Source organism: Christiangramia aestuarii, assembly GCF_009735585.1.
Classification (GTDB): Bacteria; Bacteroidota; Bacteroidia; order Flavobacteriales; family Flavobacteriaceae; genus Christiangramia; species Christiangramia aestuarii.
In genome coordinates, this window is the sequence record NZ_VJVW01000001.1 from 652,509 (window position 1) to 679,213 (window position 26,705).

The 26,705-nt window shown below is 42.9% G+C and carries 28 protein-coding genes; 20 read left to right on the forward strand and 8 right to left on the reverse strand.

Translation table 11 applies throughout. The features are described from left to right. Window positions 1-49: 49 nt before the first annotated feature. The 9 genes from FLP08_RS02900 to FLP08_RS02940 all read left to right on the forward strand — a co-directional run bounded on the left by FLP08_RS02900 (window position 50) and on the right by FLP08_RS02940 (window position 6,977). Complete coding sequence (locus FLP08_RS02900) at window positions 50-1,444, forward strand: anthranilate synthase component I family protein (RefSeq protein WP_156273848.1); 1,395 nt, start codon at window positions 50-52, stop codon at window positions 1,442-1,444. Between the two features lie 10 nt (window positions 1,445-1,454). Further along, entirely contained in the window at window positions 1,455-2,072 is a 618-nt protein-coding gene (locus tag FLP08_RS02905; RefSeq protein WP_156273850.1) for an anthranilate synthase component II, read from the forward strand. A gap of 3 nt (window positions 2,073-2,075) precedes the next feature. After that, window positions 2,076-3,071 carry an anthranilate phosphoribosyltransferase gene (trpD, locus tag FLP08_RS02910; protein WP_156273852.1) on the forward strand — a complete coding sequence of 332 codons (996 nt, stop codon included), beginning with the start codon at window positions 2,076-2,078 and terminating at the stop codon, window positions 3,069-3,071. A gap of 4 nt (window positions 3,072-3,075) precedes the next feature. Then, window positions 3,076-3,864 (forward strand): indole-3-glycerol phosphate synthase TrpC, encoded by a 789-nt coding sequence (gene trpC / locus FLP08_RS02915; protein ID WP_156273854.1) that lies wholly within the window; start codon window positions 3,076-3,078, stop codon window positions 3,862-3,864. Beyond that, the gene (locus FLP08_RS02920; protein ID WP_156273856.1) at window positions 3,865-4,578 is read left to right on the forward strand and encodes a phosphoribosylanthranilate isomerase; all 714 of its coding nucleotides are present in this window, start codon (window positions 3,865-3,867) and stop codon (window positions 4,576-4,578) included. 1 nt (window position 4,579) lies between these two features. Continuing rightward, the gene (gene trpB / locus FLP08_RS02925; RefSeq protein ID WP_156273858.1) at window positions 4,580-5,761 is read left to right on the forward strand and encodes a tryptophan synthase subunit beta; all 1,182 of its coding nucleotides are present in this window, start codon (window positions 4,580-4,582) and stop codon (window positions 5,759-5,761) included. An 80-nt stretch (window positions 5,762-5,841) separates the two neighbouring features. Next, entirely contained in the window at window positions 5,842-6,612 is a 771-nt protein-coding gene (gene trpA, locus FLP08_RS02930) for a tryptophan synthase subunit alpha (RefSeq protein WP_156273860.1), read from the forward strand. A gap of 71 nt (window positions 6,613-6,683) precedes the next feature. Further along, a complete protein-coding gene (locus FLP08_RS02935) occupies window positions 6,684-6,839 on the forward strand; it encodes a hypothetical protein (protein WP_156273862.1) in 156 nt (51 codons plus the stop codon). A gap of 3 nt (window positions 6,840-6,842) precedes the next feature. After that, window positions 6,843-6,977: a 30S ribosomal protein THX gene (locus FLP08_RS02940; RefSeq protein ID WP_156273864.1), complete on the forward strand. Its 135-nt coding sequence runs from the start codon at window positions 6,843-6,845 to the stop codon at window positions 6,975-6,977. A 1-nt stretch (window position 6,978) separates the two neighbouring features. Here the strand turns inward: FLP08_RS02940 and FLP08_RS02945 are convergent, their stop codons facing one another. The 4 genes from FLP08_RS02945 to FLP08_RS02960 all read right to left on the reverse strand — a co-directional run bounded on the left by FLP08_RS02945 (window position 6,979) and on the right by FLP08_RS02960 (window position 10,374). Continuing rightward, a complete protein-coding gene (locus tag FLP08_RS02945; protein ID WP_156273866.1) occupies window positions 6,979-7,644 on the reverse strand; it encodes a uracil-DNA glycosylase family protein in 666 nt (221 codons plus the stop codon). 42 nt (window positions 7,645-7,686) lie between these two features. Then, window positions 7,687-8,448 (reverse strand): peroxide stress protein YaaA, encoded by a 762-nt coding sequence (gene yaaA / locus FLP08_RS02950; RefSeq protein WP_156273868.1) that lies wholly within the window; start codon window positions 8,446-8,448, stop codon window positions 7,687-7,689. Between the two features lie 257 nt (window positions 8,449-8,705). After that, window positions 8,706-9,767 (reverse strand): RluA family pseudouridine synthase, encoded by a 1,062-nt coding sequence (locus FLP08_RS02955; RefSeq protein WP_156273870.1) that lies wholly within the window; start codon window positions 9,765-9,767, stop codon window positions 8,706-8,708. Further along, on the reverse strand, window positions 9,757-10,374 hold the full coding sequence (locus tag FLP08_RS02960; protein WP_156273873.1) for a PASTA domain-containing protein: 618 nt from the start codon (window positions 10,372-10,374) through the stop codon (window positions 9,757-9,759). Before FLP08_RS02960 ends, FLP08_RS02955 begins: the two co-directional genes overlap by 11 nt. A gap of 101 nt (window positions 10,375-10,475) precedes the next feature. Between FLP08_RS02960 and FLP08_RS02965 the strand changes: the two genes are divergently transcribed. Then, window positions 10,476-11,453: a D-alanine--D-alanine ligase gene (locus tag FLP08_RS02965; RefSeq protein WP_156273875.1), complete on the forward strand. Its 978-nt coding sequence runs from the start codon at window positions 10,476-10,478 to the stop codon at window positions 11,451-11,453. 51 nt (window positions 11,454-11,504) lie between these two features. After that, on the forward strand, window positions 11,505-11,960 hold the full coding sequence (coaD, locus tag FLP08_RS02970; RefSeq protein WP_156273877.1) for a pantetheine-phosphate adenylyltransferase: 456 nt from the start codon (window positions 11,505-11,507) through the stop codon (window positions 11,958-11,960). A gap of 216 nt (window positions 11,961-12,176) precedes the next feature. On the opposite strand, the gene FLP08_RS02975 is transcribed toward coaD, so the two are convergent. Then, window positions 12,177-14,468: a TonB-dependent receptor domain-containing protein gene (locus FLP08_RS02975; RefSeq protein WP_156273879.1), complete on the reverse strand. Its 2,292-nt coding sequence runs from the start codon at window positions 14,466-14,468 to the stop codon at window positions 12,177-12,179. A gap of 265 nt (window positions 14,469-14,733) precedes the next feature. Between FLP08_RS02975 and FLP08_RS02980 the strand changes: the two genes are divergently transcribed. Further along, the gene (locus FLP08_RS02980) at window positions 14,734-16,485 is read left to right on the forward strand and encodes a M14 family metallopeptidase (protein WP_156273881.1); all 1,752 of its coding nucleotides are present in this window, start codon (window positions 14,734-14,736) and stop codon (window positions 16,483-16,485) included. Here the strand turns inward: FLP08_RS02980 and FLP08_RS02985 are convergent. Further along, on the reverse strand, window positions 16,453-17,076 hold the full coding sequence (locus FLP08_RS02985; RefSeq protein WP_156273883.1) for an NUDIX domain-containing protein: 624 nt from the start codon (window positions 17,074-17,076) through the stop codon (window positions 16,453-16,455). The two genes, FLP08_RS02980 and FLP08_RS02985, sit on opposite strands and share 33 nt — an antisense overlap. Window positions 17,077-17,084: 8 nt before the next feature. On the opposite strand from FLP08_RS02985, the gene pyrE reads away from it, so the two are divergent. Together pyrE and FLP08_RS02995 are read left to right on the forward strand one after the other, a co-directional pair. Next, window positions 17,085-17,729: an orotate phosphoribosyltransferase gene (pyrE, locus tag FLP08_RS02990; RefSeq protein WP_156273885.1), complete on the forward strand. Its 645-nt coding sequence runs from the start codon at window positions 17,085-17,087 to the stop codon at window positions 17,727-17,729. Continuing rightward, window positions 17,729-18,121 carry an SRPBCC family protein gene (locus FLP08_RS02995; RefSeq protein WP_156273887.1) on the forward strand — a complete coding sequence of 131 codons (393 nt, stop codon included), beginning with the start codon at window positions 17,729-17,731 and terminating at the stop codon, window positions 18,119-18,121. Before pyrE ends, FLP08_RS02995 begins: the two co-directional genes overlap by 1 nt. A 53-nt stretch (window positions 18,122-18,174) precedes the next feature. Here the strand turns inward: FLP08_RS02995 and FLP08_RS03000 are convergent, their stop codons facing one another. Further along, window positions 18,175-18,906, reverse strand: coding sequence for a biotin--[acetyl-CoA-carboxylase] ligase (locus FLP08_RS03000; RefSeq protein WP_156273889.1), 732 nt, complete (start codon window positions 18,904-18,906; stop codon window positions 18,175-18,177). A 92-nt stretch (window positions 18,907-18,998) separates the two neighbouring features. Here FLP08_RS03000 and rsfS point away from each other — a divergent pair, with 92 nt between their 5' ends. From rsfS to FLP08_RS03030, 6 genes are all read left to right on the forward strand, one after another. Then, complete coding sequence (gene rsfS, locus FLP08_RS03005) at window positions 18,999-19,370, forward strand: ribosome silencing factor (RefSeq protein WP_156273893.1); 372 nt, start codon at window positions 18,999-19,001, stop codon at window positions 19,368-19,370. 23 nt (window positions 19,371-19,393) lie between these two features. Then, entirely contained in the window at window positions 19,394-21,454 is a 2,061-nt protein-coding gene (gene ftsH, locus FLP08_RS03010) for an ATP-dependent zinc metalloprotease FtsH (protein ID WP_156273895.1), read from the forward strand. A 97-nt stretch (window positions 21,455-21,551) separates the two neighbouring features. After that, a complete protein-coding gene (locus FLP08_RS03015) occupies window positions 21,552-22,163 on the forward strand; it encodes an LUD domain-containing protein (protein WP_156273897.1) in 612 nt (203 codons plus the stop codon). A gap of 3 nt (window positions 22,164-22,166) precedes the next feature. Then, on the forward strand, window positions 22,167-23,003 hold the full coding sequence (locus tag FLP08_RS03020) for a phosphatidate cytidylyltransferase (protein ID WP_156273899.1): 837 nt from the start codon (window positions 22,167-22,169) through the stop codon (window positions 23,001-23,003). Next, on the forward strand, window positions 22,993-23,649 hold the full coding sequence (locus tag FLP08_RS03025; protein WP_156273901.1) for a phosphatidylserine decarboxylase family protein: 657 nt from the start codon (window positions 22,993-22,995) through the stop codon (window positions 23,647-23,649). The genes FLP08_RS03020 and FLP08_RS03025 overlap by 11 nt, the downstream gene beginning before the upstream one ends. A 5-nt stretch (window positions 23,650-23,654) precedes the next feature. Further along, window positions 23,655-23,930, forward strand: a complete 276-nt coding sequence (locus FLP08_RS03030) for an acyl-CoA-binding protein (protein ID WP_156273903.1) — start codon at window positions 23,655-23,657, stop codon at window positions 23,928-23,930. Window positions 23,931-23,999: 69 nt separating this feature from the next. Here FLP08_RS03030 and FLP08_RS03035 read toward each other — a convergent pair whose 3' ends face one another. Beyond that, window positions 24,000-26,630, reverse strand: coding sequence for a valine--tRNA ligase (locus tag FLP08_RS03035; RefSeq protein WP_156273905.1), 2,631 nt, complete (start codon window positions 26,628-26,630; stop codon window positions 24,000-24,002). Window positions 26,631-26,705: the final 75 nt, after the last annotated feature.

Sequence of the window (26,705 nt, forward strand, 5' to 3'; positions counted from 1 at the left end):
AAGGCTTGTCTCACGACAAGCCTTTTTTTATTGCTTAAATCAACATTCAATGTTCGAATTAAATACGAAATACAGGAAAATCCTTGCAGATACCATCACCCCGGTGAGTATTTATCTGAAGTTAAGGGACAAATATCCCAACAGTCTGCTTCTGGAAAGTAGTGATTATCATGCCAGTGACAACAGTTTTTCCTATATCTGTTGTAACCCTATCGCCTCTTTCAAGGTCGAGAACGACAGCATTACCGAAACCTATCCAGATGGCTCTGTAAAAGAAAGAACTATTGAGACCTCGACTTCGGTTCCAGAGGCTATTCAGAACTTTTCGCAGCAGTTCAAGGCAGATTCATCAGAATTCAAATTTATCAACAATGGGCTTTTTGGCTATATCGCTTACGATTCGGTTCGGTATTTCGAAAATGTCGATGTAAAAAGAAAAGAGAAGGACCTCAAGATCCCTGATATCTATTACGCGGTTTACCAGAATATCATCGCGATAAATCACTTCAAGAATGAGGCCTATATTTTTGACCATTCTTACGATTCTGAAAGCAAGATCGATGAGATCGAACAATTGCTGAAGGTGAAAAATTTCGCTTCTTACAATTTTTCACGTAACGAGGACCCAAGATCGAATCTTACCGATGAAGAATATAAATCTATGGTACACGCGGCCAAAGATCATTGTCACCGTGGGGATGTATTCCAGCTGGTACTTTCAAGAAGGTTTTCCCAGAAGTTCAAGGGAGATGAATTTAATGTTTACCGGGCCTTACGTAATGTGAACCCCTCCCCTTACCTATTCTATTTCGACTATGGGAATTTCAAGATTTTTGGTAGTTCGCCGGAAGCCCAACTTGTGGTGGATAAAGGAAGGGCAGAAATTCATCCCATCGCCGGTACCTTTAAAAGAACAGGGAATGACGAAAAGGATGCTGAAATCGCCAAGGAACTTGCTGCCGATGAAAAAGAGAATTCAGAACATGTAATGCTGGTAGACCTTGCCCGCAATGATCTTAGCCGAAATGGCAGCGATGTAAAGGTGGAAACCTACCGGGAGATACAGTTTTTCTCCCATGTGATCCACCTGGTAAGTAAGGTCACCGGCAAAATAAGTAAGGGAGTAGCTACCCCCCAGATCGTAGCCGACACCTTCCCGGCAGGAACCTTGAGCGGCGCTCCAAAACCCATGGCGCTTAAGCTCATAGAAAAGTTCGAGAATGTGAACCGAAGTGCCTATGGTGGGGCTATTGGGTTCATGGATTTTGAGGGGAATTTCAACCACGCAATCATCATCAGGTCTTTTGTAAGCAAGAATCATGAATTACATTATCAGGCTGGGGCAGGGATAGTTTCAGAATCCAAACCCGAAAATGAATTACAGGAAGTGTATAACAAATTAGGCGCCCTTACCAAGGCCCTTGAAATAGCTGAAGAAATTTAGAATGAAAGAGATGAAGAACATACTGGTAATAGACAATTACGATTCTTTCGTATACAATCTGGTGCATTACCTGGAGGAGCTGGATTGCAAGGTAACTGTTAGAAGAAATGACCAGTTACATATAGACGATGTTGAAGATTACGACAAGATCCTGTTGTCACCGGGTCCGGGTATTCCTGATGAAGCGGGGCTCCTGAAACCCATTATCGAAAAGTACGCGGCCACCAAAAGCATTCTTGGCGTATGTTTGGGGATGCAGGCCATTGGCGAAGTCTTTGGCGGAAAACTTCTTAATCTCGACGAAGTTTATCACGGGGTGGCTACCAAGATCGAGCTTTTTGTGGATGATGAATATATTTTTTCCGGACTGGACAAGGAATTACAGGTTGGCCGTTACCACTCCTGGGTAGTGGAGAAAAACCTGCCTCCGGTACTCCAGGCTACCAGCTATGATGAAAAAGGCGAGATCATGTCCTTGAGGCATACCGAATTTGATGTACGTGGGGTTCAGTTTCACCCGGAATCTGTCTTGACACCTGAGGGAAAGAAAATGATCAAAAACTGGGTTACCTATGATCCCGGACAAAAAGTCGAAAAAACCGAAGCTAAACCTCAGCACGAAATTTAGAAAATGAAAGAACTTTTAAATAGGCTCATCAGCCATGAAACCATCAGTACCGAGGAAGCCAAGCAGGTGATCTTCAATATTTCTGAAGGGAAATATAACGAAACCCAGATAGCAGCTTTCCTTACCGTTTACATGATGCGAAGTATTACCATTGAAGAACTGGAAGGGTTCAGGGATGCCTTGCTGGAACTTTGCATTAAAGTTGACTTATCTGGCTACGAAGCAGTGGACCTTTGTGGAACCGGGGGGGATGGAAAGGACACCTTTAATATTTCCACCACCTCTTCTTTTGTCACCGCGGGTTCAGGGGTGAAAGTTGCCAAACATGGTAACTACGGGGTCTCTTCTATAAGTGGAAGTTCCAACGTCATGGAACACCTGGGAATAAAATTCAGCAATGATAAAGGCTTCCTGGAAAAATGTATCGATGAGGCCAATATTTGTATCCTGCATGCCCCATTATTTCACCCGGCCATGAAAAATGTTGCCCCGGTGAGAAAAAGCCTGGCCGTAAAAACTTTTTTCAATATGCTGGGCCCAATGGTGAATCCTGCCTTTCCTAAGAATCAACTCGTGGGCGTATTTAGTCTCGAACTGGCGAGGATGTATGCTTATTTGTATCAAAATACCGATAAGAACTATACCATATTGAATGCCCTGGATGGATATGACGAAATTTCCCTTACCGGCGAAACCAAGAGCATAAGCAATAATTCTGAAAGGATACTGAAGGCTTCAGATTTTGGAGTTGAAACTCTGAAGCAATCTGAAATTGCCGGTGGCGGCTCCATAGAAAGTTCTGCCGAGATCCTGACAAATATTCTGAAGGGAAAGGGCTCTGAAGCCCAGAACAACGTGGTCTGTGCCAATGCTGGTATGGCTATTGCAACTTCCAGGAACCTGAGCCCGCAGGACGGCTTTGCCAATGCAAAAGAATCTTTGGAATCTGGAAAGGCTTACCAAAGTTTTAAAAAATTACAGGAATTAAGTCAAAAATAAATTCATGAATATCCTCGATAAGATCATTGCCGATAAACATAAGGAAGTTGAGTTGAAAAAATCGCTCATCCCGGTTTCGCAACTGGAAAGTTCTGTTTTGTTTGAAAAAAAATGTACTTCCCTGGCTGAAAACATACGAAATGGTTCGGGCATCATCGCTGAACATAAAAGAAGATCCCCTTCAAAATCGGTGATCAACCAAGGTCTCAACGTGCAGGATGTAGCAGCAGGGTATGAAATGGCCGGAGTTTCGGGAATTTCTGTCTTGACCGATGGGAAATATTTTGGAGGATCTCTGGAAGATCTGCTTTTTGCCCGGGCATCGGTGAATATCCCAATTCTTCGTAAGGAATTCATGATAGACCCTTACCAAGTTATTGAGGCTAAAGCTTATGGCGCAGACGCTATACTTTTGATCGCCGCGGTTTTATCTGAAAAACAATTGAACTATCTTGCAGATACGGCTAAGGAGCTGGGAATGGACGTATTGCTGGAAGTACATAACCAAGATGAATTGCAAAAATCCTTAGAAGTGAAGGCAGACATGATAGGCGTTAACAATCGCAATCTGAAGACCTTCGAGGTGAGCATAGATAATTCCAAAATACTGGCAGACAAGATTCCAGACAGGTTCGTTAAAGTTTCAGAAAGCGGGATAAGCAATACCGCAGCTATCGCAGATCTAAAAGGATATGGATACCAGGGATTCCTGGTAGGAGAGAATTTTATGAAGACCGATGATCCCGGGTCTGCGGCGAAAAAATTTATTACCGAATTAAAATCTATCGTATAAATGGACCAAAAGAACATGAAAGAGAAATCCCTGATCACTCCGGCATCTGGGCAAAGTTCCGGATTGAGTCTTAAAGTTTGTGGAATGCAACAGGCCGGAAACATGATACAGGTGGCAGAATTGCAGCCGGATTATATGGGATTGATTTTTTACGATAAATCACCCAGATATTTTGAGGGAGAGTTGCCAGAGATACCGGCAGAAATTAAAAAGACCGGTGTTTTTGTTAATGCCGAGATCGAAGAAATTAAAGAAAAGGTTCTAAAATATAATCTAAATGCCATCCAGCTGCATGGAGAAGAATCGGCGGGATTTGCCAAAGACCTTAAACACGAATTGCAGCAACTGGGAAATACCCCTGAGATCATCAAGGTATTTTCAGTTGGAGAAGATTTCGATTTTCAGGAAATCAAAGCCTATGAGGGGATCGTAGATTATTTCCTTTTCGATACCAAAGGCAAACTTCGAGGCGGCAATGGTAAGGAATTCGACTGGCAGATCCTAAAAGATTATCCCTCGAATACCCCATTCTTCCTTAGTGGCGGAATTGGCCCTGAACACGGAAAGGCCATTGCCGAACTAAAGAACCATTTTTACCGAAAGGGAAAACCGAACCTCTTATACGCCGTTGATGTAAACAGCAAATTTGAACTGAAGCCCGGATTAAAAAAATTAAAAGAATTGAAAGAATTCAAAACCCAGATAAATTCATAAGATGAGCTACCAGGTTGATGAAAAAGGATATTACGGAGAATTTGGCGGAGCCTATATTCCCGAGATGTTATATCCAAACGTTGAAGAATTGCGCTCGCGCTATTTGGAGATCATGAAAGAGGAATCCTTCCAGAAGGAATTCAAAGAACTCCTGAAAGAATATGTAGGGCGCCCTACACCACTCTATTACGCAAAAAGATTTAGCGAAAAATACGGTACAAAGGTTTACCTGAAAAGAGAAGATCTTTGCCATACCGGCGCTCATAAGGTGAATAATACCATAGGGCAGATCCTGATGGCACAGAAACTCGGTAAAAAGCGAATTATTGCTGAAACCGGTGCGGGCCAGCATGGAGTGGCCACGGCTACTGTTTGCGCGCTCATGGGGATGGAATGTATCGTTTATATGGGTGAGATAGATATAGACAGGCAGGCACCTAACGTGGCCAGGATGAAAATGCTTGGGGCAAAGGTGGTTCCTGCAAAATCTGGAAGCCGAACTTTAAAAGACGCAACCAACGAGGCCATTCGGGATTGGATCAACAACCCTGTGGATACGCATTATATCATAGGTTCTGTAGTTGGGCCTCATCCCTACCCAGATATGGTGGCGAGGTTCCAGGCGGTGATCTCTGAGGAAATCAAAAGCCAGCTGCAGGAAATGGAAGGTAAGGAAGATCCAGATTACGTGGTGGCTTGTGTAGGCGGAGGAAGTAATGCCGCCGGGGCCTATTACCACTACCTGGACAATCCTGAAGTGGGCATCATTGCGGTGGAGGCTGCCGGAAAAGGCGTGGATTCCGGCGAAAGTGCTGCGACCTCAGCCCTGGGAAAAGCTGGTATCATTCACGGTAGTAAAACCCTGTTGATGCAAACCGGGGATGGCCAGATCACAGAACCCTATTCTATTTCAGCCGGACTGGATTATCCTGGTGTGGGCCCGATGCACGCGAATCTATATACCAGTGGACGCGGAGAGTTTATTAGCATCACCGATGAGGACGCGATGAAGGCAGGCCTGGAACTGGCAAAACTGGAAGGTATAATTCCGGCCATTGAAACCTCTCACGCCCTGGCGATCTTTGAATCCAGGAAATTTGAAAAGGATGATATCGTGGTGGTGAATCTTTCCGGGCGCGGAGATAAAGATTTGAACACTTATATCGAATATTTTAATCTATAGCTCGTCATTCTGAACTTGTTTCAGAATCTTTTGAGACGCTGAACCAAGTTCAGCGCGACGAATTCCAAGAATTTTGAAGAATGAACAGAATAAATAAAAAACTGCAGGAAGATAAAAAACTGCTCTCCATATATTTCACCGCCGGATATCCGAATCTTGGCGATACCGAAAAGATCATAGAAGACCTTGAAAATAGTGGCGTAGATTTTATTGAAATAGGCCTCCCATTTAGTGACCCCCTGGCAGACGGTCCCACCATTCAGGAAAGTTCCACCATGGCATTGAAGAATGGGATGACCACTACAAAACTTTTCGAACAGTTAGAAGGCATCAGAAATAAAGTGGAGATCCCTCTTATCATCATGGGTTATTTTAACCCGATGCTGCAGTACGGGGTGGAAGAATTTTGTAAAAAATGTCAGAAGGCCGGGATAGACGGGCTTATTATTCCAGACCTTCCGGTAGATGTATACCACGAAAAATATAAACAGTTGTTAGAGAAATATGGGCTCAGGAATATTTTTCTAATCACCCCGCAGACTTCAGATGAACGAATTAAATATATAGATTCGGTTTCAGACGGATTTATTTATATGGTAAGTAGTGCGAGCGTTACCGGTTCTACCAGCGGTTTTGGCGAAGAAACAAAAGCTTATTTTAAAAGGGTGAACGAACTCCAATTAAAAAACCCGCAGATCGTAGGTTTTGGGATCAAGGACAGGGAAACCTTTGAACAGGCTACCGAGTATGCCAGCGGAGCCATCATTGGAAGTGCCTTTATTAAGCATTTAAATGAGCATGGCACCGGCAATATTGCTTCATTCGTGCAAAATGTTAAAGCTTTAACCTAATTGTAACAGGCCCTTAGCAGCTTTTAAGACTAGTTCTGCCTATATTAGAGTAAATCATAAAACTTAAAGTTATGGGAGGACCAATTGAAGATAAGCACAGAGGAAAAAAAGACCGTAGAAAAAGCGAAGACGATCCATTAACCGGAGGTCTGGGTGATCGTAAGAAGCAAACAAATAAAGTAGATTACGATGAAGAAACCATTAAGGACCAGCAAAATAAAAAGTAATTAATGGGAAAAGGTGATAAAAAAACCAAAAGAGGAAAAATTGCTATTGGCACTAGTGGAAAATTGAGGCCTAAGCGTAAAAAGTTTAAGATAAAGCCGAGTACACTAGCCGACCATGATAAAAAAGAACTGCAATGAATTAGAAAAATTCTCTATACTGAAGAACCCTGAAATCAAGAGTATTGAATTCAGGGTTTTTCTTTTTCAGGTCTTTATATAACTGCGAACTTCCAACTGCAATATTCGCCGCTCCCGAAGGAGCGATCAAAGAAACGGTTTTTATTAGCCTGCCATCCAGCACAAATTGATGAATCCTGGGAGATTTTTTTGAAACTACCTTCAGTTTAATATCATGATCAGACTCTTTCAGGTATTTTCTAAAAAAGTACTCGGGACCATTTTTAGAATTTCCCCCTGTAAAAAGTAAGGTTTCTACCTTTGGATGCTCTTTAAGAATTCCGATCATATCCCTTAATTGTACCTTCTGCATCCCCAGGTCTGAAGCATCTATTTTCTCCCTCCGGCTACTTTCTACCACATCGCAGATCCCGATGCCCCGCTTACGTAGAAAGTTTTTGCGCTCTTCTACCGCCTCTGGTGTATTTTCGAATTTAAGCCCCAGGTTAAAAATGCGGTCAAGGATGATCCAGAGTTGCCCATCACCACTTCCATAACAAAAATCCACATCATCTTCCCGTAACTGTCTTTTGGTAAACCTAGGAGGAGGTAGCGTGCCTACGATTAGTTTCGTGGCATTTTCGGGAATGAACGGCGGGAATGGATGTTTGTGGTGAAAGAGTTCCAAATTGATAGCTTTTAGCAATAAGCAGTAAGCTTTGAGCTTAATTTATCTTATAAATGTAGGTTCGTTCTCCTTTTCGGTATGTTCTTCGCTATAACGATACCCGTCATAATCGAAGCCTTTGATATCGTCCGGGCTTTTGCAATCATTATCGATGATATATCTAACCATGGAGCCACGGGCTTTTTTAGCGAAGAAACTGATGATCTTTAGTTTACCGTCCTTAAAATCCTTAAAAACAGGGGAGATCACCGGCACCTTAAGTTTCCTGGTATCCACAGCCTTGAAATACTCATTGCTCGCCAGGTTCAGGAAAAGTTCATCGTCTTCTAATTCGTTATTCAGAAATTCGGTGACCTTCTTTTGCCAAACCTCGTATAGGTTATCTTTTCTTTCTATCCCAATAGACGTTCCCATTTCCAGGCGGTAAGGCTGAATAAGATCCAGCGGTCGCAGGATGCCATACATCCCTGAAAGTATCCTTAAAGTGTCCTGGACTTTATCCAGTTTTTCTGTAGGAATGGAATAGGCATCCAGGCCGGTATAGACGTCCCCGTTAAAAGCGTACATGGCTGGGCGGGAATTTTTCTTATCATGTTCTTCCTCGAATTCCTGATACCTGGTATAATTAAGATCTGCCAGCTTATCGCTGATGCTCATCAATTCTGATATCTTCTTTTTGCTTTGCCTGGAAAGCTTCCGGTTCAGCTTGGCAGCGGTTTCCAGAAATTCTGGCTGGGTACCCCTGGTAGTTGGCAATTTGGATTCATAATCCAGCGTTTTCGCCGGCGAAACAACGATTTTCATTTCTCTTTCGGTTAATTTTCTACCAAAGATAACCTATCAGCTGAAAAACCGAAAAATCCCCGAAAATTGTTTCTTATGAATCTATAGAAGGCTTTTATGCCGAATTCGAGGGCTGGATATCGCTATTAACCGCTATGCAATCTGCCTTTGCAAACCTACCGCGTGAGGGATTGAGGCATTGTTGGAGCTCGTCCCCGCTATCTAGCGGGGACAGCGACTGCCGAAAGCCCGACCCAAAATTCATTTTGGGGCACGCCCTAATCCAGATATTCCTTCTGATTTTTGGCATAACCACGCCATTTTTCGATACAATCTACCATATCCTGGGGCAAATTGGTATCAAAGCTCATCCACTCATTGGTCACGGGATGGGTAAAACCAAGGGTCTTGGCATGCAATGCCTGTCTTGGGAGTATCTTAAAGCAATTATCAACGAACTGCTTGTATTTGGTAAAGGTGGTACCCTTTAAAATTCGATCGCCACCATAACGCTCATCGTTAAAAAGTGTGTGGCCAATATGCTTCATATGCACCCTGATCTGGTGGGTTCTGCCGGTCTCCAGTTTACAGGAAACCAGGGTCACGTAGCCGAAGCGCTCGAGAACCTTGTAGTGGGTCACTGCGGGTTTGCCATTATCTGCATCGTCACCATGATAGACGATATTCTGAAGCCGGTTTTTCGGATTTCGGCCTATGTTGCCCTCAATCGTCCCTTCATCTTCCTCTACATTGCCCCATACCAGAGCCACGTACTCGCGTTCACTGGTCTTATCGAAGAATTGCTTGGAAAGATGCGCCATGGCCTCTTCGGTCTTGGCGATCACCAGGAGTCCACTGGTATCCTTGTCTATCCTGTGCACCAGACCGGGACGATCGCTGCTGTTATTAGGCAGGTTATCAAAGTGATGTACCAGGGCATTAATGAGGGTTCCGCTGTAGTTCCCGTGGCCGGGATGCACCACCATCCCGGCGGGTTTATTCACCACCAGCAAGGTTTCATCTTCGTAAACGATATCCAGAGGGATATCCTCTGGCACCAGTAGATATTCGTAAGGTGGATGCTCGAACATCACCTGGACGGTATCGCCGCCCTTCACCTTGTAATTCTGCTTTACAGTTTCCCCGTTCACGTAGATATTCCCGCTTTTTGCAGCTTTCTGAATCTTGTTACGGGTAGCGTTCTCGATGAAATTCATCAGGTATTTATCTACCCTCAAAGGTTTCTGGCCAACCTCAGCGACAAATTTATGATGTTCATAAAGACTTTCATCTTCATCCTCATTTTCAATCTCTTCCCTCTGGTCTTTATTAGAATTCATCTACCTCGCTTTCGGTTGCATCTTCTGTTTCCAGGCTATCAACATTTCTATAACTTCCACTTCCATCTCCCAGAACCAGGTCTATTTTAGAGGTTTTCATCAGCTTTTCGCCCGGCTTCACCGTTTTCCCCTGGTGTCTTAATTCCAGTACGGCATCTTTAGCGATATCCGGCTTATAGCTGATCTCTCCAATTTCAAAACCTAAAGACCTTAATGTAGGCTCCACCTGTCTCCTGGTTTTCCTGATAAGGTTGTTGGGAACTTCAATTTTTCTATATCCTGAAGGATTCAGGGTTAGGTAGATCTTCCGGTCCTCTTTCACGAACTTTCCCGGTGCAGGCACCTGATCTATCACGGAATATCTTGGGAAATCGGGATTAAAATTCGCTGAATCCAGTATCTCGTAAGACAGGTCCAGCTCCTCAAGCCTTTCTTCCACATTGTCCAGGTTCATCTTGGCAAGGTCTGGCACCTCGATCCTTTGATCCTGGTTGGTAGAATAATCAAGCCATTGCATCGTTAAAAATGAAAGCACTACCAGTACCACAACCGCCAACACGAGTTGAATTAAAAAGGTCTTGCTGAATATAAATCGAAATAATCCCATAGTTTTTGAATAATGGGCAAAGATATAAAACCCATTGGTTTTGGTGACTGCCCTTTTAAGTGATATTTTTGTTTAACGACAGCTAACCGGATATATTGAATATGAAGAAAAAAATTGCCATCGCCATGGGCGGGTATTCCAGCGAATACCGTATCTCGATTAACAGCGGGAATATAGTTTACAAACACCTTAACCGCGATCTTTATGAACCCTACCGTGTTCATATCTTAAAAGGAGAATGGTTCGTGGTGACCGAGGACGATACCCCCTATCCGATCAATAAGAGCAATTTCACGGTTAAGATCAACGACAAGGTGATAGAGTTCGATTGTGTATTCAATACCATCCACGGAACTCCCGGCGAAAACGGACTTTTACAGGCTTACCTAGAGCTTATCGGGATCCCGCAGACCAGTTGTGATTACTACCAGTCTGCCCTTACCTTCAACAAACGGGACCTTATCAGCGTGCTTAGGCCTTTCGGGGTTCTGGCCGCCACCAATTACTACCTGAACAAGGAAGATGAGATAAACACAAAAGAGATCGTGGATAAGGTGGGCCTACCCTGTTTCGTGAAGGCGAACCGTGCCGGAAGTAGTTTTGGGGTCACCAAGGTGAAGACCGAGGAAGAATTGATCCCTGCCGCCAAGACCGCTTTTACCGAGGATGATGAGGCCATCATTGAATCTTTCCTTGACGGAACCGAGGTTTCTGTGGGAGTGATCACTTATAAAGGTGAGATCATGGCCCTGCCGGTCACCGAGATCGTTCCTGAAGGTGAATTCTTCGATTATGCTGCCAAATACCTGGGGAAATCCCAGGAGATCACCCCGGCCAGGATCTCTGAAGAGAACACCAAAAAGGTTCAGGACATTGCCATTATGATCTACAAGAAATTAAAGATGAAAGGCTTTTCCAGGTCTGAATTCATTTTCCACGACGGCGAACCTCATTTTATCGAGATGAACACCAACCCCGGAATAAGCCAGGCGAGCATATTGCCTCAGCAGGCAGAAAAGGCTGGGATAAGCCTGAAAGACCTCTTTGGAAGTGCCATCGAAGCTGCCCTGAAACGCTAGTTCATATTTTCTGATTATCTTTTTGCAGAATAACCAATCAAAAACCGCCTGATGAAAAAAGCAGTTTTTCCCGGATCCTTCGATCCGTTAACCCTTGGGCATACCGATATTATAGATCGTGCCCTTCCTCTTTTTGACGAGATCATTCTTGCCATTGGTACTAACTCCAGCAAGAAATACATGTTCAGCCTTGAGGAAAGGTTACACTTTTTGAAAGAGACCTATAAGAAAGAGCCTAAAATAAAAGTGGAAACTTACAAGGGCCTTACCGTGGATTTCTGTAAATCCCAGGATGCAGGCTTTATTCTGCGTGGTTTACGTAACGGGCAGGACCTGGAATTCGAAAAAGCCATCGGGCAGACCAACTATAAGATGTCTGGAATAGAAAGTATTTTTTTGATCTCAAGTTCCGGGATGGCGCACATTTCATCTACGGTGGTTCGGGATGTGATGCATCATGGTGGCAACTATCAGTTCATGGTGCCAGATGTGGTGAGGAAAAAGTAAAGCCGCTGTCATTCCGAACACAGTGAGGAATCTCATCTTCACTCCCCTATAATAAAGACACCTCGCTTTATTGCGTTCCGTTTTGGATGACATTTGATGTTATTCCTAAAAAAGTGAGGAATCATAAAGCAAAGATGTTGAAACTCCCGAACCTTCGGGACAGCATGACGAATTTAAATAAGTGTCACCCTGAACTTATTTCAGGGTCTCTTGAGATTACAAATTAAAATTCAATCTAACCCCACCGAAGAAATTCCTGGGGTTCCCCGGATAATAATATCTAGGTGCAGAGCCGCCAAAACCAACCGCGTTGGTCACGATACTGGCCGCATAGTTTTCATCTAAAATATTATTGATCCCAAAATTGAATTGAAGTCCGAGATTTGAACCAAGCTGTAAAGCGTAAGCAAGCTTTAAATTAAGCAAATGGTAAGGCTCGGTATAACCGGAGTTAGCATCGTCCAAGGCCATTTCACCAAAGGCCTGTAAATTCAGATTAGCCGTAAGTTCTTTATAGCTGATCTCCGCTCCCGGCGAGATCATATATTCCGGAACACCGGGAATAGTATTGCCCGAATAGTTCTCTCCCAGATCAACAAACCGATCAAAAGTAAAAAAGTTGAAATTGGAATTCAGGAACAACTTTAAATCAAAGCCATCTGACAGCTGACTTTGGTAGGCAGATGAAAATTCGATCCCATTATGATCTGCTTTCCCCGCATTCACTCCCACGTACTGGTCCTGGCCTACCCGCCTGGCCACTAGCAAATTCCTAATCTGTATCGAATATAGATTCAATTCTGTGTACAGCCGGTTCCTTAACCAGTTCCCTTTAAATCCTACCTCGTAGTTCCAGCCAGTTTCGGTCTTAAGCTCGGTATTGATCAGACCTTCCGGCGTTAAGGTCTCGGCTAAACCAGGAGTTGAGAAACCATGGCTAGCCGAGGCATAAAAATTCTTTCCTTCAAAGGCCTCATAACTCAATCCTACCCGAGGCGAAAAGACCGCTTCAAAACTGTAATTTCCCGACTGGTTGACCTCATCTATTTCAAAATTATCCTCCAGATCGTATGAGGTTGTATTAAAATTGATCCCTGCTTCAAGTTTTAGTTTTGAAGTCAATTCAGAATTTAACTGTGCAAAAATATTGATATAATTCCTAAGCTGGTCACTGGCACTCAAGCGATCACCCTGTAGGCTTCGCCTGGCTTCAGCTTCTTCATAAAGATTTTCATAGGTGGCAACCTCGTAGAATTCGTACATGGTTTCGGCACCAAAACTCAGGCTGGAAGGCAGCTCAAAGATCTCCGTCACAAAATTGAATTTTGTCCTCGCACCTATGGAATTCCTGTCTTCATCCAGTATATCAAAAGGACGCGGCTCATAACCATCCCGGAAATTATAAAATACAGAAGTTTGATTTTGGAAATTATCAGAGAAATTATGTTCATAAGAAATACCCATGATATTCTTAGCGTAAGATTCGTAGCCTGCCGCCTGGTACCAGGTAAAAGCAGCCTTTTCAGGATTTTCCCTGAAGTCAGTCACATTCAGCGAGCTGGGGATAAAGGCTTTCAGGCTGGTATACGAATAAAAGAAAGACCAATAATTTCCCTTTTTATCCAGAAAGCCTGCGGAACCTAACAAAGAAACCCTGTCATAAGCACCATTTTGTCGATACCCATCGCTTTGTACGTTATTGTAATTCATAGAAATGTCGAGGCTATCCTTTACAAAACTGAAATTAGCACTGGTTTTACGGGTATTAAAGCTTCCATAACTGAATGCTCCGGTAATCGATTTTTGCTCCTTCCGGTTTCTATTGGTGTATAAATTTATGGCGCCGCCTAGTCCTGCTCCAAAAGTTGAGGAAACCGGCCCCTTAAAGATCTCTATCCTTTCGAGGTATTCGGGATCCAGGTCGTCCAGGGTAAGTTCACCTTCGGCAGTAGTTAACGGTATTCCGTTAATATAGGCTTTTATCCGGTTAGTGCTGTACTGCGAGCGGGCACCGATTCCCCGAATATTGATCTTGTTGGTATTTAAAGCTCCCTGGCTTACGAAAACCCCGGGTACATAATTAAAATTCTGAACCAGGTTAAAATTATCTGTCCGCTTCAGGTCATTATCGCTTATCAGACTAACCGAGGCCGGAATTTCCCTGATCTGTTCTGGAATATTGGAACTTCTTACCACCACTTCCGATAGCTGGTCTATATTTTTTTGAAGAAAGATATCTGTTCTTTCCTTTTCAGCTTCAAAAGATTCCGTGTAAACCTGGTATCCCGGAGCCATAAATTCCAGCATCAGGGGAAAGGAAACCTGTTGGAAGCGAAAATTGCCGTACCTATCGGTATATCGGGTTTGCCCTGAATTTAGATCGGTAACCCTGGCATTCTCGATCGGGTTTCCGGTGGTGGCATCCAGTACTTTTCCTCGGAATTCCTGGGTAAACGCCAGGTTCCAACCGAACAACCATAAAAAACCTAATAACAGAAAATGCTTCAAAACTTGAATTTTAGATCACAATTTTAACCAAAAATTGACGGATAGATCATTTTCCGGCAAGAATTAAAAGCCAGAGCTCAAGGTTTAACGATCGTCTAAACACGAGATAAGACCGATGTTTTTGGTTGCTTTCAGACTTTTTAATTAAGTTTACGGCTATATTTTTTAGAAAATTTTATGAAATGCGCCATACTTTGAACTACATTCCTGAGTGGAATTAGCATGGCGAATTGCATCTGACCGAAAACTAAACAAATAGCACCAGATGAGAAAATTGTGGTTGGTATTGGGGATAATGATCAGCCTTACATCCTGTGATTTTTCAAAATATAGGCTAATAAAAGAATACGATTTTGAGACCCGCTTCGAGAAGTCTGGCGGTACCGAAACCGGCACTTATAGCGAAGTTATTTCTTTTTATGAAGAACTGGCCGAGGCTTATCCCAGCATCAGCATACAGGAATTCGGAAAAACAGACAGTGGCCTTCCTCTCCACCTGGTGATCTACAACCGCTCCGGCGAATTAGATCTTGAGAAAACCAGGAAATCCCATAGTATCATGCTTATCAATAACGGCATTCACCCGGGAGAAAGTGACGGGATAGACGCGACCATGATGCTTTTCAGGGATCTGGCCGGCGATTCTATTGCCAGCCCTAAGAACACCATCGTAGCCACGATCCCTATTTATAATGTTGGCGGTGCGCTTAATCGGAACTCCAGCACCAGGACCAACCAGAATGGACCCAAGGAATATGGCTTTCGAGGTAACGCCCGCAATTATGACCTGAATCGTGATTTTATAAAAGCCGACACCAAGAATGCGCAAACTTTTTACGAGATCTTTCATTACCTGGATCCCGATGTCTTTATAGACAATCATGTTAGTAATGGAGCAGATTACCAGTACACCCTTACCCATTTGTTCACTCAGCATGACAAACTTGGCGGCAACCTTGGCGAGTATGTTCAGAAAAAAATGATGCCGGCGCTGGAAGATTCACTTAAAGCCAAGGACTGGGATATCACGCCCTATGTAAATGTTTTCAACGAGGTTCCCGAAAATGGCTTTACCCAGTTCATGGATACTCCACGTTATTCTACCGGGTACGCCACACTTTGGAACACCCTGGGAATGATGGTAGAAACCCATATGCTGAAGCCCTATGATAAAAGGGTATATGGAACTTACGAACTTATGAGGTCCATGATCAAGATCACCGATGCTCAAAGCTCGGTCATTAAAGACCTTAGGAACCAGGCCCGAAGAAAATACCTTACAGATCGCAGTTATAACCTGAAATTCGAGGTGGACGAAGAAAATCCAAGCAGCAGGGAATTCAAAGGTTATGAAGCCGAAAAGATCACCAGTGAGATCACTGGCCAGCAAAGACTCAAATACGATACGACCAAAGCCTTTAATAAAGAGATAAAGTATTACGATAATTTCAAGGTAAGCCAGGAGATCGAAATTCCTCGGGCTTACATTATTCCGCAGGGTTGGTGGCAGGTGATAGATCGCCTTAAGATGAACGACATCAAGATGGAGCCACTGGAACGTGACACCATTATCAATGTAGAGGTTTATAAGATCGAGGAATATGAAACCAGCGAAACCGCCTTCGAAGGCCATTACCCGCATAAGAATACTAAGGTAAGTCGAAGCCAAGAGGATGTAAGGTTTAGAAAAGGTGATCTTTTGATCACTACCTTCCAGGATGGAGCAAGATACCTTATTGAAACCCTGGAACCCGAAGCGGTGGACTCTTTCTTCAACTGGAATTTTTTCGATACGGTGCTTCAGCAGAAAGAAGGTTTTTCACCATATGTTTTTGAAGACATAGCCCGAAAGATGCTTGAAAAAGACGAGGAATTAAAAAAAGAGTTTGAAAAGAAGAAAGATAGTGATTCCGAATTCAGCAATGACTGGTATGCCCAGCTGGACTGGCTGTATAAAAGGTCTGCTAACTATGAAGCGGCTCACCTACGCTACCCGGTCTTCAGACTTCCCCGCTAGGTATTTTTCAGAAAAAAGCATTTTAATATTCGCGTAGGATTTGGTGAGGGCCTTCCGGCTCTTCTCAAAATTCTTCCACTTGACCTTTTTGATGCCTTCCTTCGTTTCCGGGATGAGCTCGCCATCGTATTCGGTATACATTTCGAACCAGTGGGTTTCTTTAAGCCTAAGTTTGCCCTTTCGTTTAAAAACGTGGTAAGTACGGGTAATAAACTTGGTGATCTGTAATCCTTCTACCCCGGTCTCTTCTTCAACCTCCCTGATCGCCGCATCCTGGATACTTTCTTTCTTTTCGGTCTTACCCTTCGGAAGGTCCCAGCGGTGATTCCTGTAAATAAAAAGGATCTCTTTATTCTGGTTGACCACCATTCCACCTGCTGCAGTGACCACTTTCATTTTCTTAAATAGCAATTTTAAAAGCTTGGTCTCATCATGATGATAGAGATTTACGTAGAGCAATTTCCCCTTGAGGATCTTCCTGATCACTTTTTTAAGCCGAACCGTCTTTAATGGAAAGGATGTATATTTTTCCCCAATTTCTTCTTTTGTTGAAACGATTATGGGAATATCATTCACAAAAACTTTATACATTTGCAGCTATGATTTTGAATAAAGAAACAGCAAAAAAGACTGCTGAGCTTTTGTTGCAAATTAAAGCAATAAAATTAGAACCACAACAACCATTTACCTGGGCCAGCGGTTGGAAGTCACCAATATACTGTGACAACCGAATTATTCTGTCATATCCGATGATCAGAAATTACGTAAGAGAGAACTTCGCCAGACAGATCGAAGACAAGTATGGCAAACCAGATGTGATCGCCGCCGTAGCTACCGGAGCTATTGGAATCGGGATGCTGGTTGCAGAATACCTGAGTCTTCCTTTTGCCTATGTTAGACCAGAACCAAAAGGTCATGGCAGGCAGAACCAGATCGAAGGAAACCTGGAGGAAGGTCAGACGGTGGTAGTCATTGAAGACCTTATAAGTACAGGTAACAGCAGCCTAAACGCGGTAAAGGCCCTGAATGAGGCCGGAGCCAATGTAAAAGGCATGTTCGCGATTTTCACTTACGGATTCGATACTTCCATTGAAAATTTCAAGGAAGCCGAAGTGGAACTACACACCCTTAGTGACTACGAAAACCTGATCGAAACAGCCCAGAATACTAACTATATAAATACCGAGGAGGCAGCCATTCTTCGCAAATGGAGAGAAGACCCTGCTAACTGGAAACCATCATAATGAAATTAGAAAGCCCAAAAGTAACCGCTGATAAAAGTCAGCAAGAAATGTTTCAATTTTTAACCAACGTAGAGAACTACGAGCAGATCATGCCAGAGAGCAAGGAAAAGTTCAAGGTTCTTTCAGAAGACACTTTCCTTTTTCAATTAAAGGGAATGCCAGAGATCAGACTAAAGATCGTGGAAACGCAGGAGCCGGAACTAGTAGTTCTTGGGTCTACCTCAGACAAATTCCCTTTTAAATTAAATACACATATTGCCGACGCAGGTGCAAACCAAAGCGAGGTGAATATGGATTTTGAAGGAAACTTCAACCCCATGATGAGCATGATGATCAAAGGCCCGTTGAAGAAATTCATTACTGCCCTTACCGAAAACATCGGGAAGCTTTAAGCAGTTTCAAAATCGAATAATTAAAGGCCGGATATTTTTCCGGCTTTTTTTATTTAGTAAAGCAACTGGATCTCTTTAAGATCGAAAGTCTTAAAGACCGCGTCTTCTATTTCCAGATTGAGCTTACCTTCAGTGGTTACTCCCCTGATGATACCGTTGAATTTATTTCTCGCAGTATCCTCGAAACTGGAAACAACGTTAAGCCTGAACATGTGACCGGCGTATTCTTCAAGGATGTCTTCAGTAGTTCTGTGCGGTAATTCTTTCAAATTTCTTTCAATGCGTGCCACAAGATTTTCCAGCAGTTCATCAAGGTCATAGTCCTTCCCCGTCACTTTTTTAAGTGAGCCTGCGCGGGGCAGATCTTCAAAATCCTGCTGGTTCACATTCAGTCCAATCCCGATGACACTCGCTACGATGCCCTCGGTTTTCAGGATATTTTCAATAAGGATACCGCCTATCTTGTTCTTTGCTGACAGAATGTCGTTAGGCCATTTCACGCTTAGATCGGGAATTTCATATTCCTTCAGCACCTCAAGAACGGCCAGGGAAACCGTGGCGCTAAGCAGAAAATGACGGGAAATATTCAATTTCTGCTGGGGGTACAGGATACTGAAAGTTAGGTTCTCCCCCGCCCTGGACATCCAGTTAGAACCCCGCTGCCCTCTTCCAGAAGTCTGGATGATCGCGCGAACACACACCGGTTCAAAATCTTTATTGCCTTCGTAAAACTTCCGAACAAACGAATTCGTGGAATCAATGGCATTAACTTTGATTATACGCATATAAAAGTATAAGAGATAAGGCGTTAAATCTTCTGCAAACAATCTCTTTAAAAGAGCAAAAAATGATAAATTTGCGTAAATAAATTAATTTAATGTCAGAAAAGGAAAAAAACAGCGATCAACTTATTGCACATATTATAAAAGGGATAGAGGAAGTTAAAGGTAATGATATTGATATCCTGGACCTTAGAGAGATCGAAAACACCGTTTGTGATTATTTCATTATTTGTAACGGTACTTCCAATACACAGGTTAACGCCATAGTCAATTCCATACAAAAAACAGTTAGTAAAAACCTGAAAGACAAACCATGGCATATTGAAGGTTCTGAAAATGCCGAATGGGTGCTTATGGACTATGTGAACGTAGTAGTTCACGTTTTCCAGAAACATATCAGGGAATTTTACGATATTGAGAGCCTATGGGGGGATGCAAAGATCACTTCCATAGAAACAAGTTATTAAATCCAAATCATTAGAACGACAGAATGGCGAATCAAAAACCAAAGAAAAAATTAGATCCCAAAAAACCTAAATTTAGTGCCTACTGGATTTATGCTGCGATCATCATCATATTTCTAGGCCTTAATTTATTTGGTGATGGAGGTTTTTCTGAACCTGCCAAAACTAACCCGGCAGAATTTAAAGAATATCTGCGCAACGGTGATGTGAAGAAAGTTGAGATCATCAACCGCAACCAGGCCCGGGTATACCTTACCGAAGAGGCCAAGCAAAAAGATATACATAAAAAGAACATAGACCCCGAGTTTCTCCCAACCGGAGAATCTCCAACCTATAGTTTCCAGTTCGGAGACCTTCAGAACTTTGAGAATGACATCAACGAGATCAAAAAAGAGAGTAACCTGGATACGGTGGTCACTTATGATACCTCGAGTGATGTGATAGGAGAGCTTTTCTGGGCACTACTGCCATTCATTCTTATTATAGGGGTCTGGATCTTCATAATGAGAAAAATGAGCTCAGGTGCCGGCGGAGGTGCCGGAGGGCAGATCTTTAATATTGGTAAATCCAAGGCCAAACTTTTTGACCAGAATACAGATGTCAAGACTTCTTTTAAAGATGTTGCCGGATTAGAAGGAGCAAAAGAAGAGGTACAGGAGATCGTGGATTTCCTGAAACAACCTGAGAAATATACCGCTCTTGGTGGAAAGATCCCGAAAGGAGCGCTACTGGTAGGACCTCCGGGAACTGGTAAAACCTTGTTAGCAAAAGCCGTTGCCGGTGAAGCCAAGGTACCTTTCTTCTCACTTTCAGGTTCAGATTTCGTGGAAATGTTTGTAGGAGTTGGTGCTTCCAGGGTTAGAGACCTTTTCAAACAGGCTAAGGAAAAATCACCTTCTATCATTTTCATCGATGAGATAGACGCCATTGGTAGAGCCAGGGGAAAAAGCAATTTTTCAGGTTCAAATGATGAACGTGAGAACACCCTGAACCAGCTACTTACTGAAATGGATGGTTTTGGAACGAACACCAATGTGATCGTGATCGCTGCGACCAACCGTGCAGACGTTCTGGATAAGGCCTTAATGAGAGCTGGACGTTTTGACAGGCAGATCTATGTAGACCTTCCAGATCTGAACGAAAGAAAAGAGATCTTTGAGGTTCACCTTAAACCACTTAAAAAGGTTTCAGATGAACTGGATATAGAATTTTTAGCTAAGCAAACTCCAGGTTTCTCCGGAGCCGACATTGCTAATGTATGTAACGAAGCAGCGCTTATCGCGGCTAGAAAAGGCAATAAAGCGGTGGGGAAACAGGACTTCCTGGATGCGGTAGACCGTATCGTTGGTGGTCTTGAAAAGAAAAACAAGATCATTACCCCTGCGGAGAAGAAAGCCATTGCTTTCCACGAAGCCGGACACGCCACGGTGAGCTGGATGCTGGAACATGCTGCCCCGCTAGTTAAGGTTACTATAGTACCAAGGGGACAATCCCTGGGTGCAGCCTGGTACCTTCCGGAAGAGAGACTTATTGTTAGACCTGAACAAATGCTGGACGAGATGTGTGCCGCACTTGGTGGGCGAGCTGCCGAAAAAGTGATCTTCAACAAGATCTCCACCGGGGCCTTGAGCGACCTTGAAAAAGTGACCAAGCAGGCCAGAGCCATGGTTACCATTTACGGTCTTAACGATGCTGTGGGTAACCTTACCTATTACGATTCTTCGGGACAGAGTGAATATAACTTCACCAAGCCTTATAGTGAAAAGACTTCAGAATTGATAGATAAAGAGATCTCGAACCTTATCGAGGCTCAATATGCACGTGCCCTGGACCTTTTAGAACATAATAAGGACAAGCTTACCGAGCTGGCTGAAATTCTTTTAGACAAGGAAGTTATTTTCAAAGATGATCTTGAAAAGATCTTCGGAAAGCGCCCTTTTGAAAAAGAAAAGGAAGAAGGAAAGCCTGTAAAAGAGAAAAACACTCTTCCGGCAAAGGATGAAAACGAGAAGGAATCTGAGTCTTCAGAGGGAAAAGATACAGATGAAGAAGGAAAATTGACCGAAAACAATTCGGTTAATAAGTAGTGTAGAAGTTCAAGTAAAAAATCTGAAATTAAACAATGGTTAATTTCAGATTTTTTAACTTTGATAAAATGACTGTAAGAATCATACCCAAAACTCTATGAATCTATTCAAGAGGTTTCTTAATCCCAAGTCCAAGGCAGACCAGGATCAGGATTTACCTGAGAATGCTGACAGAGGGAAATACATGCCGGAGGTAAAGCTACCTACCGATGAGCGATTCATGCTCAACTTTAAGAACAATGGCGGGAAATTCTTATACTGCGTAGATGATTCTGAAATCCAGGAAGCTTTTGACAATATTTTACTGGAGAATGACTGGTACGAGAAACAATGTTGTTGTTTCGATGAAAAGCTCAAAAGCAAATTTAGTGGGTTTAACCTGGAGTTCAATAAATCAGCGAATGCTGAATTCTTTTTATCTACCTGTGAATTTCTTGTAGCCAATGATGGCTCCATTTTAATATCTTCAAACCAGATCAAAGAGCGTAAACTTCACGATCTTCCCGCAAACTTTATAATATTATCCTCTACAAGTCAGCTTATAGACACCATCGGTGAAGGGCTAAGAGGCATCAAATTTAAGAACAAACAGCAAATCCCTTCCAACATCACCACCATAAAGAATTTTGAAACTCAAAAAGAAGGTGATTTCATGAGTTACGGAAGTAGTACAAAAAACCTATATTTGCTGCTGCTGGAAGATCTGTAATTTATGAGGGAAACCATTATTCGAACTGTTTCGGGATTGTTATATACATCCATATTGGTTGCTTCCATCCTGTCTTCCGAAATAATCTTTATCTGCCTTTTTTACCTGTTAAGCCTGGTTTGCCTGGTAGAAATGCAGAAACTTCTTAGGCTTAAAAGCTATGCGCTTTACTTTTTACAGGCCCTGCTTTTCTATCTTTTCAGCTTTTTGAAATTCAACCAGGACGCGACCATACTGCTACTACTTATCACCGTTTTCGTGAATTTATTCCTGGTAAAAGATTTACTGGTGGTTAAAAAGATACCTGTATTCGAAAAGAAGAAGTATATCATTATTATTTTCTACCTGATATCTTCTACTATTTTCCTTACCCTTATTCCAACCATTGAAGGTGTATTTATACCTAAGCTGGTTATAGGAATTTTCTTCCTTATCTGGACCAACGATACCTTCGCCTATTTGGTAGGTAAGAATTTTGGAAAACGAAAACTTTACGAAAAGATCTCCCCGAACAAGACCATAGAAGGTTTTCTTGGTGGCCTGGTCTTTACCTGCCTTATGAGCTACGCCATCTGGTATTACAGCCCAATGTTCCCTACAAAATTAGCGGATTTTGGGAAGTTCAACACTCCAGGCATCTGGCTGGGAATGGCCATTATCATCAGTATTTTCGGTACCCTGGGAGACCTTATCCAGTCGAAATTCAAAAGACAGGCGGGCGTAAAAGACAGCGGAAAACTAATGCCGGGACATGGAGGATTGTTTGACAGGCTGGATAGTATTATCTTTGCAAGCCCATTTATTTACGCTTACTTATATATATTGAACTATGTTTCATAAAGAAGGATACAAAATAATGACTGTAACGGCGATCATCCTGATCGCTATAAATATGATCACCTACAGTTTGATCAATGTATACTGGGTGAAATTTGCCATCCTGGTCGTTTCGATCCTTTTCTTCCTGCTAATCATTCAGTTCTTCAGGAACCCAAAAAGAACGACCTCCCATAACAACAAGCATATTATTGCTCCAGTAGACGGAAAAGTGGTTGCCATAGAAGAAGTCTACGAAAAAGAATATTTCAAGGATAACAGGCTACAGATCTCGATCTTTATGTCGCCAATCAATGTGCACGTGACCAGACATCCTGTTGGAGGGAAGGTCACTTACAGCAAATATCATCCAGGAAAATTCCTTGTAGCCTGGCACCCTAAGTCCAGCGAGGAGAATGAAAGAACTACGGTAGTCGTTAAGAACGAGCTTGCCGGTGAGATCATGTACCGACAGATTGCCGGTGCATTGGCTAAGAGAATCGTAAATTACGCTGAAGTAGACGCTGAAGTCGTTCAGGGAAGCGACAGTGGATTTATTAAATTTGGTAGTAGAGTAGATGTATTTGTTCCTGTGGGAACAAAGGTGAATGTTGAGATTAACCAAAAAGTAAAAGGAGGAGTTAGCGTAATAGCTGATGTTGCCTCCTAGAAATTATGATGGCAGAAGAAAATTCAAAATTTCTAAAAGCCTACGACATGGCGAGTAGCACCGACCGGCAATTACCGCCAGACGTGATGCTGCATTTTTACGCTCTATACAAGCGTGCAACCGAAAAGAATGGATTCTACATCCCTCCCACAGACAAGGGAGACCTTAGAAGCGCCTTTAAGATCAACGCGCTTCTGCAGGTTAAGGATATAAGCAAAAAGGAAGCTAAGAAGCTTTATATAGAGATGGTAGAAACACATATTGGCAAGATCCCCGATTGATCTATTTCAATTAAAAGCAAAAAAAAGAGGACTTGATGTCCTCTTTTCTATTTTATATACCTGGTAAGCTTATCCCAGGCTTTTAAGGCTCGCCTTTAAAGCTTCGATCTTAGCCTCTGCATCGGCTTTCTTGGTCTTCTCAACCTCCACTACTTTCTCCGGAGCGTTATTCACAAATCTTTCATTAGACAACTTCTTGTCTACAGATTTCAGAAAACCTTCAGTATAGCTCAGTTCCTCCTGGATCTTTTTCTTTTCGGCCTCAACATCTATGGCTCCAACGATAGGAATGAAATATTCATTGGACCTTACCCTGAATGATAGAGCTCCGTCTACAGAACCATCTACATATTCAAGTTTCGAGATATTACCCATTTTGGCGATCACACCGTCAAAGGTTGTGGAAGTGTCTTCATTGTTCATCACCTTCAGCTCGATCTCGTTCTTAAAAGAAATGTTTTTGTCTTTCCTGATCTTTCTAACTCCGGCGATCACTTCAGCCGCTTGGGAGAATTCCCTGATGATCTTTTCATCAAACTGCTTCTGTTCCGGCCATTTTGCAACGATCAGGGCCTGCTTAGGAGTTCTTTCGGTAATTTCCTGCCAGATCTCTTCGGTCACAAAAGGCATGAAAGGATGAAGTATCTTAAGGTTGTCCTCAAGAATCTCTATCACCTCTTTATAGGTTTTTGCATCTATAGGTTCACCATAAGCTGGTTTAACCATTTCCAGGAACCAGCTGCAGTAATCGTCCCAAACAAGTTTGTAGGTCGCCATCAGAGCGTCACTGATCCTGTATTTTGAATAATGGTCTTCAATCTCTTTAAGGGTACTCTGGAATTTAGCCTTGTACCAGTCTATCGCCATCCTGGCAGTTTCAGGCTGCTCCCTTTCTTCTGAGATCTCCCAACCCTGAACCAGGCGGAAAGCATTCCAGATTTTATTAGAAAAAGCACTACCCTGCTTACAAAGATCTTCATCGAACATAAGATCATTACCCGCAGGAGAACTTAAAAGCATCCCTACCCTAACTCCGTCTGCCCCATATTGGTCTATAAGGGCCAGCGGGTCTGGAGAATTCCCCAGCGATTTAGACATTTTTCGTCTTTGCTTGTCCCTTACGATCCCGGTTAGGTACACATTCTTAAAAGGTCTTTCACCCCTGTATTCGTAACCTGCCATGATCATCCTGGCCACCCAGAAGAAAAGTATCTCTGGTGCGGTAACCAGGTCATTGGTTGGATAATAATACTCTATCTCTTTATTTTCTGGCTCCAGGATTCCGTTGAAAACGCTCATTGGCCAAAGCCATGAAGAGAACCAGGTATCCAGCACATCTTTGTCCTGGCTAAGATCTTTAGCCTGTAGGTCCGCATTTCCAGAAGCTTTTCTGGCTTTTTCCAGTGCCTCTTCAGCAGATTCGGCAACCACAAAATCGTTCTTGCCACTTCCGTAGTAATACGCAGGGATCTGATGTCCCCACCATAGCTGGCGGGAAATGTTCCAGTCGCGCACATTTTCCATCCAGTGACGGTAAGTATTCAGGAATTTTTCCGGCACCAGGTTTATATCGTCTCCGATCACCGCTTTTAAAGCTGGTTCGGCCATTTCTTTCATTTTAAGGAACCACTGGTCGCTCAATTTAGGTTCGATAACCGCACCTGTCCTTTCACTGGTTCCTACTTTGTTCACATGATCTTTCACCTTATCCAGGAAACCGGAAATTTCCAGCTCTTCAACGATCTCTGCCCTTACCACGAACCTATCCTTACCTTCATAATGCAAACCATATTGGTTTAGAGTAGCATCGTCGTTAAAGATATCGATCACATCCAAGTTATGCTTATCACCCAGGCTCTTATCGTTCTCGTCGTGGGCAGGAGTCACCTTAAGGCAACCTGTACCAAACTCCATATCTACATATTCATCCTCTACAATAGGGATGGTCCTGTTGCAGATAGGCACGATCGCTTTCTTGCCTTTTAGATGAGTAAAACGCTCATCGTTAGGATTGATACAGATCGCGGTATCCCCGAGTATTGTTTCTGGCCTGGTAGTAGCGATGGTAAGATGATCATCGCTTCCTTCTATTTTATACTTCAAATAGTATAACCTGCCGTTCCTTTCTTCATAATTCACCTCCTCATCAGAGAGCGTTGTTTTTGCCTGCGGATCCCAGTTCACCATTCTATAACCACGGTAAACAAGGCCTTTTTCATAAAGATCCACGAAAACCTTGATGACTGAAGCAGACATTTTCTCATCCATCGTAAACTTGGTACGGTCCCAGTCACAGGAAGCTCCCAGTTTCTTCAGCTGCTGAAGGATGATTCCGCCATGCTTATGTGTCCAATCCCACGCATGTTGTAGAAATTCGTCCCGGCTAATGCTATTCTTGTCGATACCTTCAGCCTTAAGCTTAGCAACGACCTTGGCCTCTGTAGCAATGGAAGCATGATCTGTTCCCGGCACCCAGCAGGCGTTATATCCTTTAAGGCGCGCGCGTCTTACCAGCACATCCTGAATAGTATTATTGAGCATATGCCCCATATGCAGTACCCCGGTTACGTTTGGTGGCGGGATCACTATGGTATAAGGCTCTCTTTCATCAACTTCTGAATGAAAATAATTGTTTTTCATCCAGTAGTCGTACCACTTATCTTCTACTTTTTTCGCGTTGTACTGTGAAGCAATTGCCATTTCTTGGTCTGATTTTTGAAATAATGGCAAAAGTAATTATTAATGAAGGATTATGAAAGCTGCTGAAATGATTAA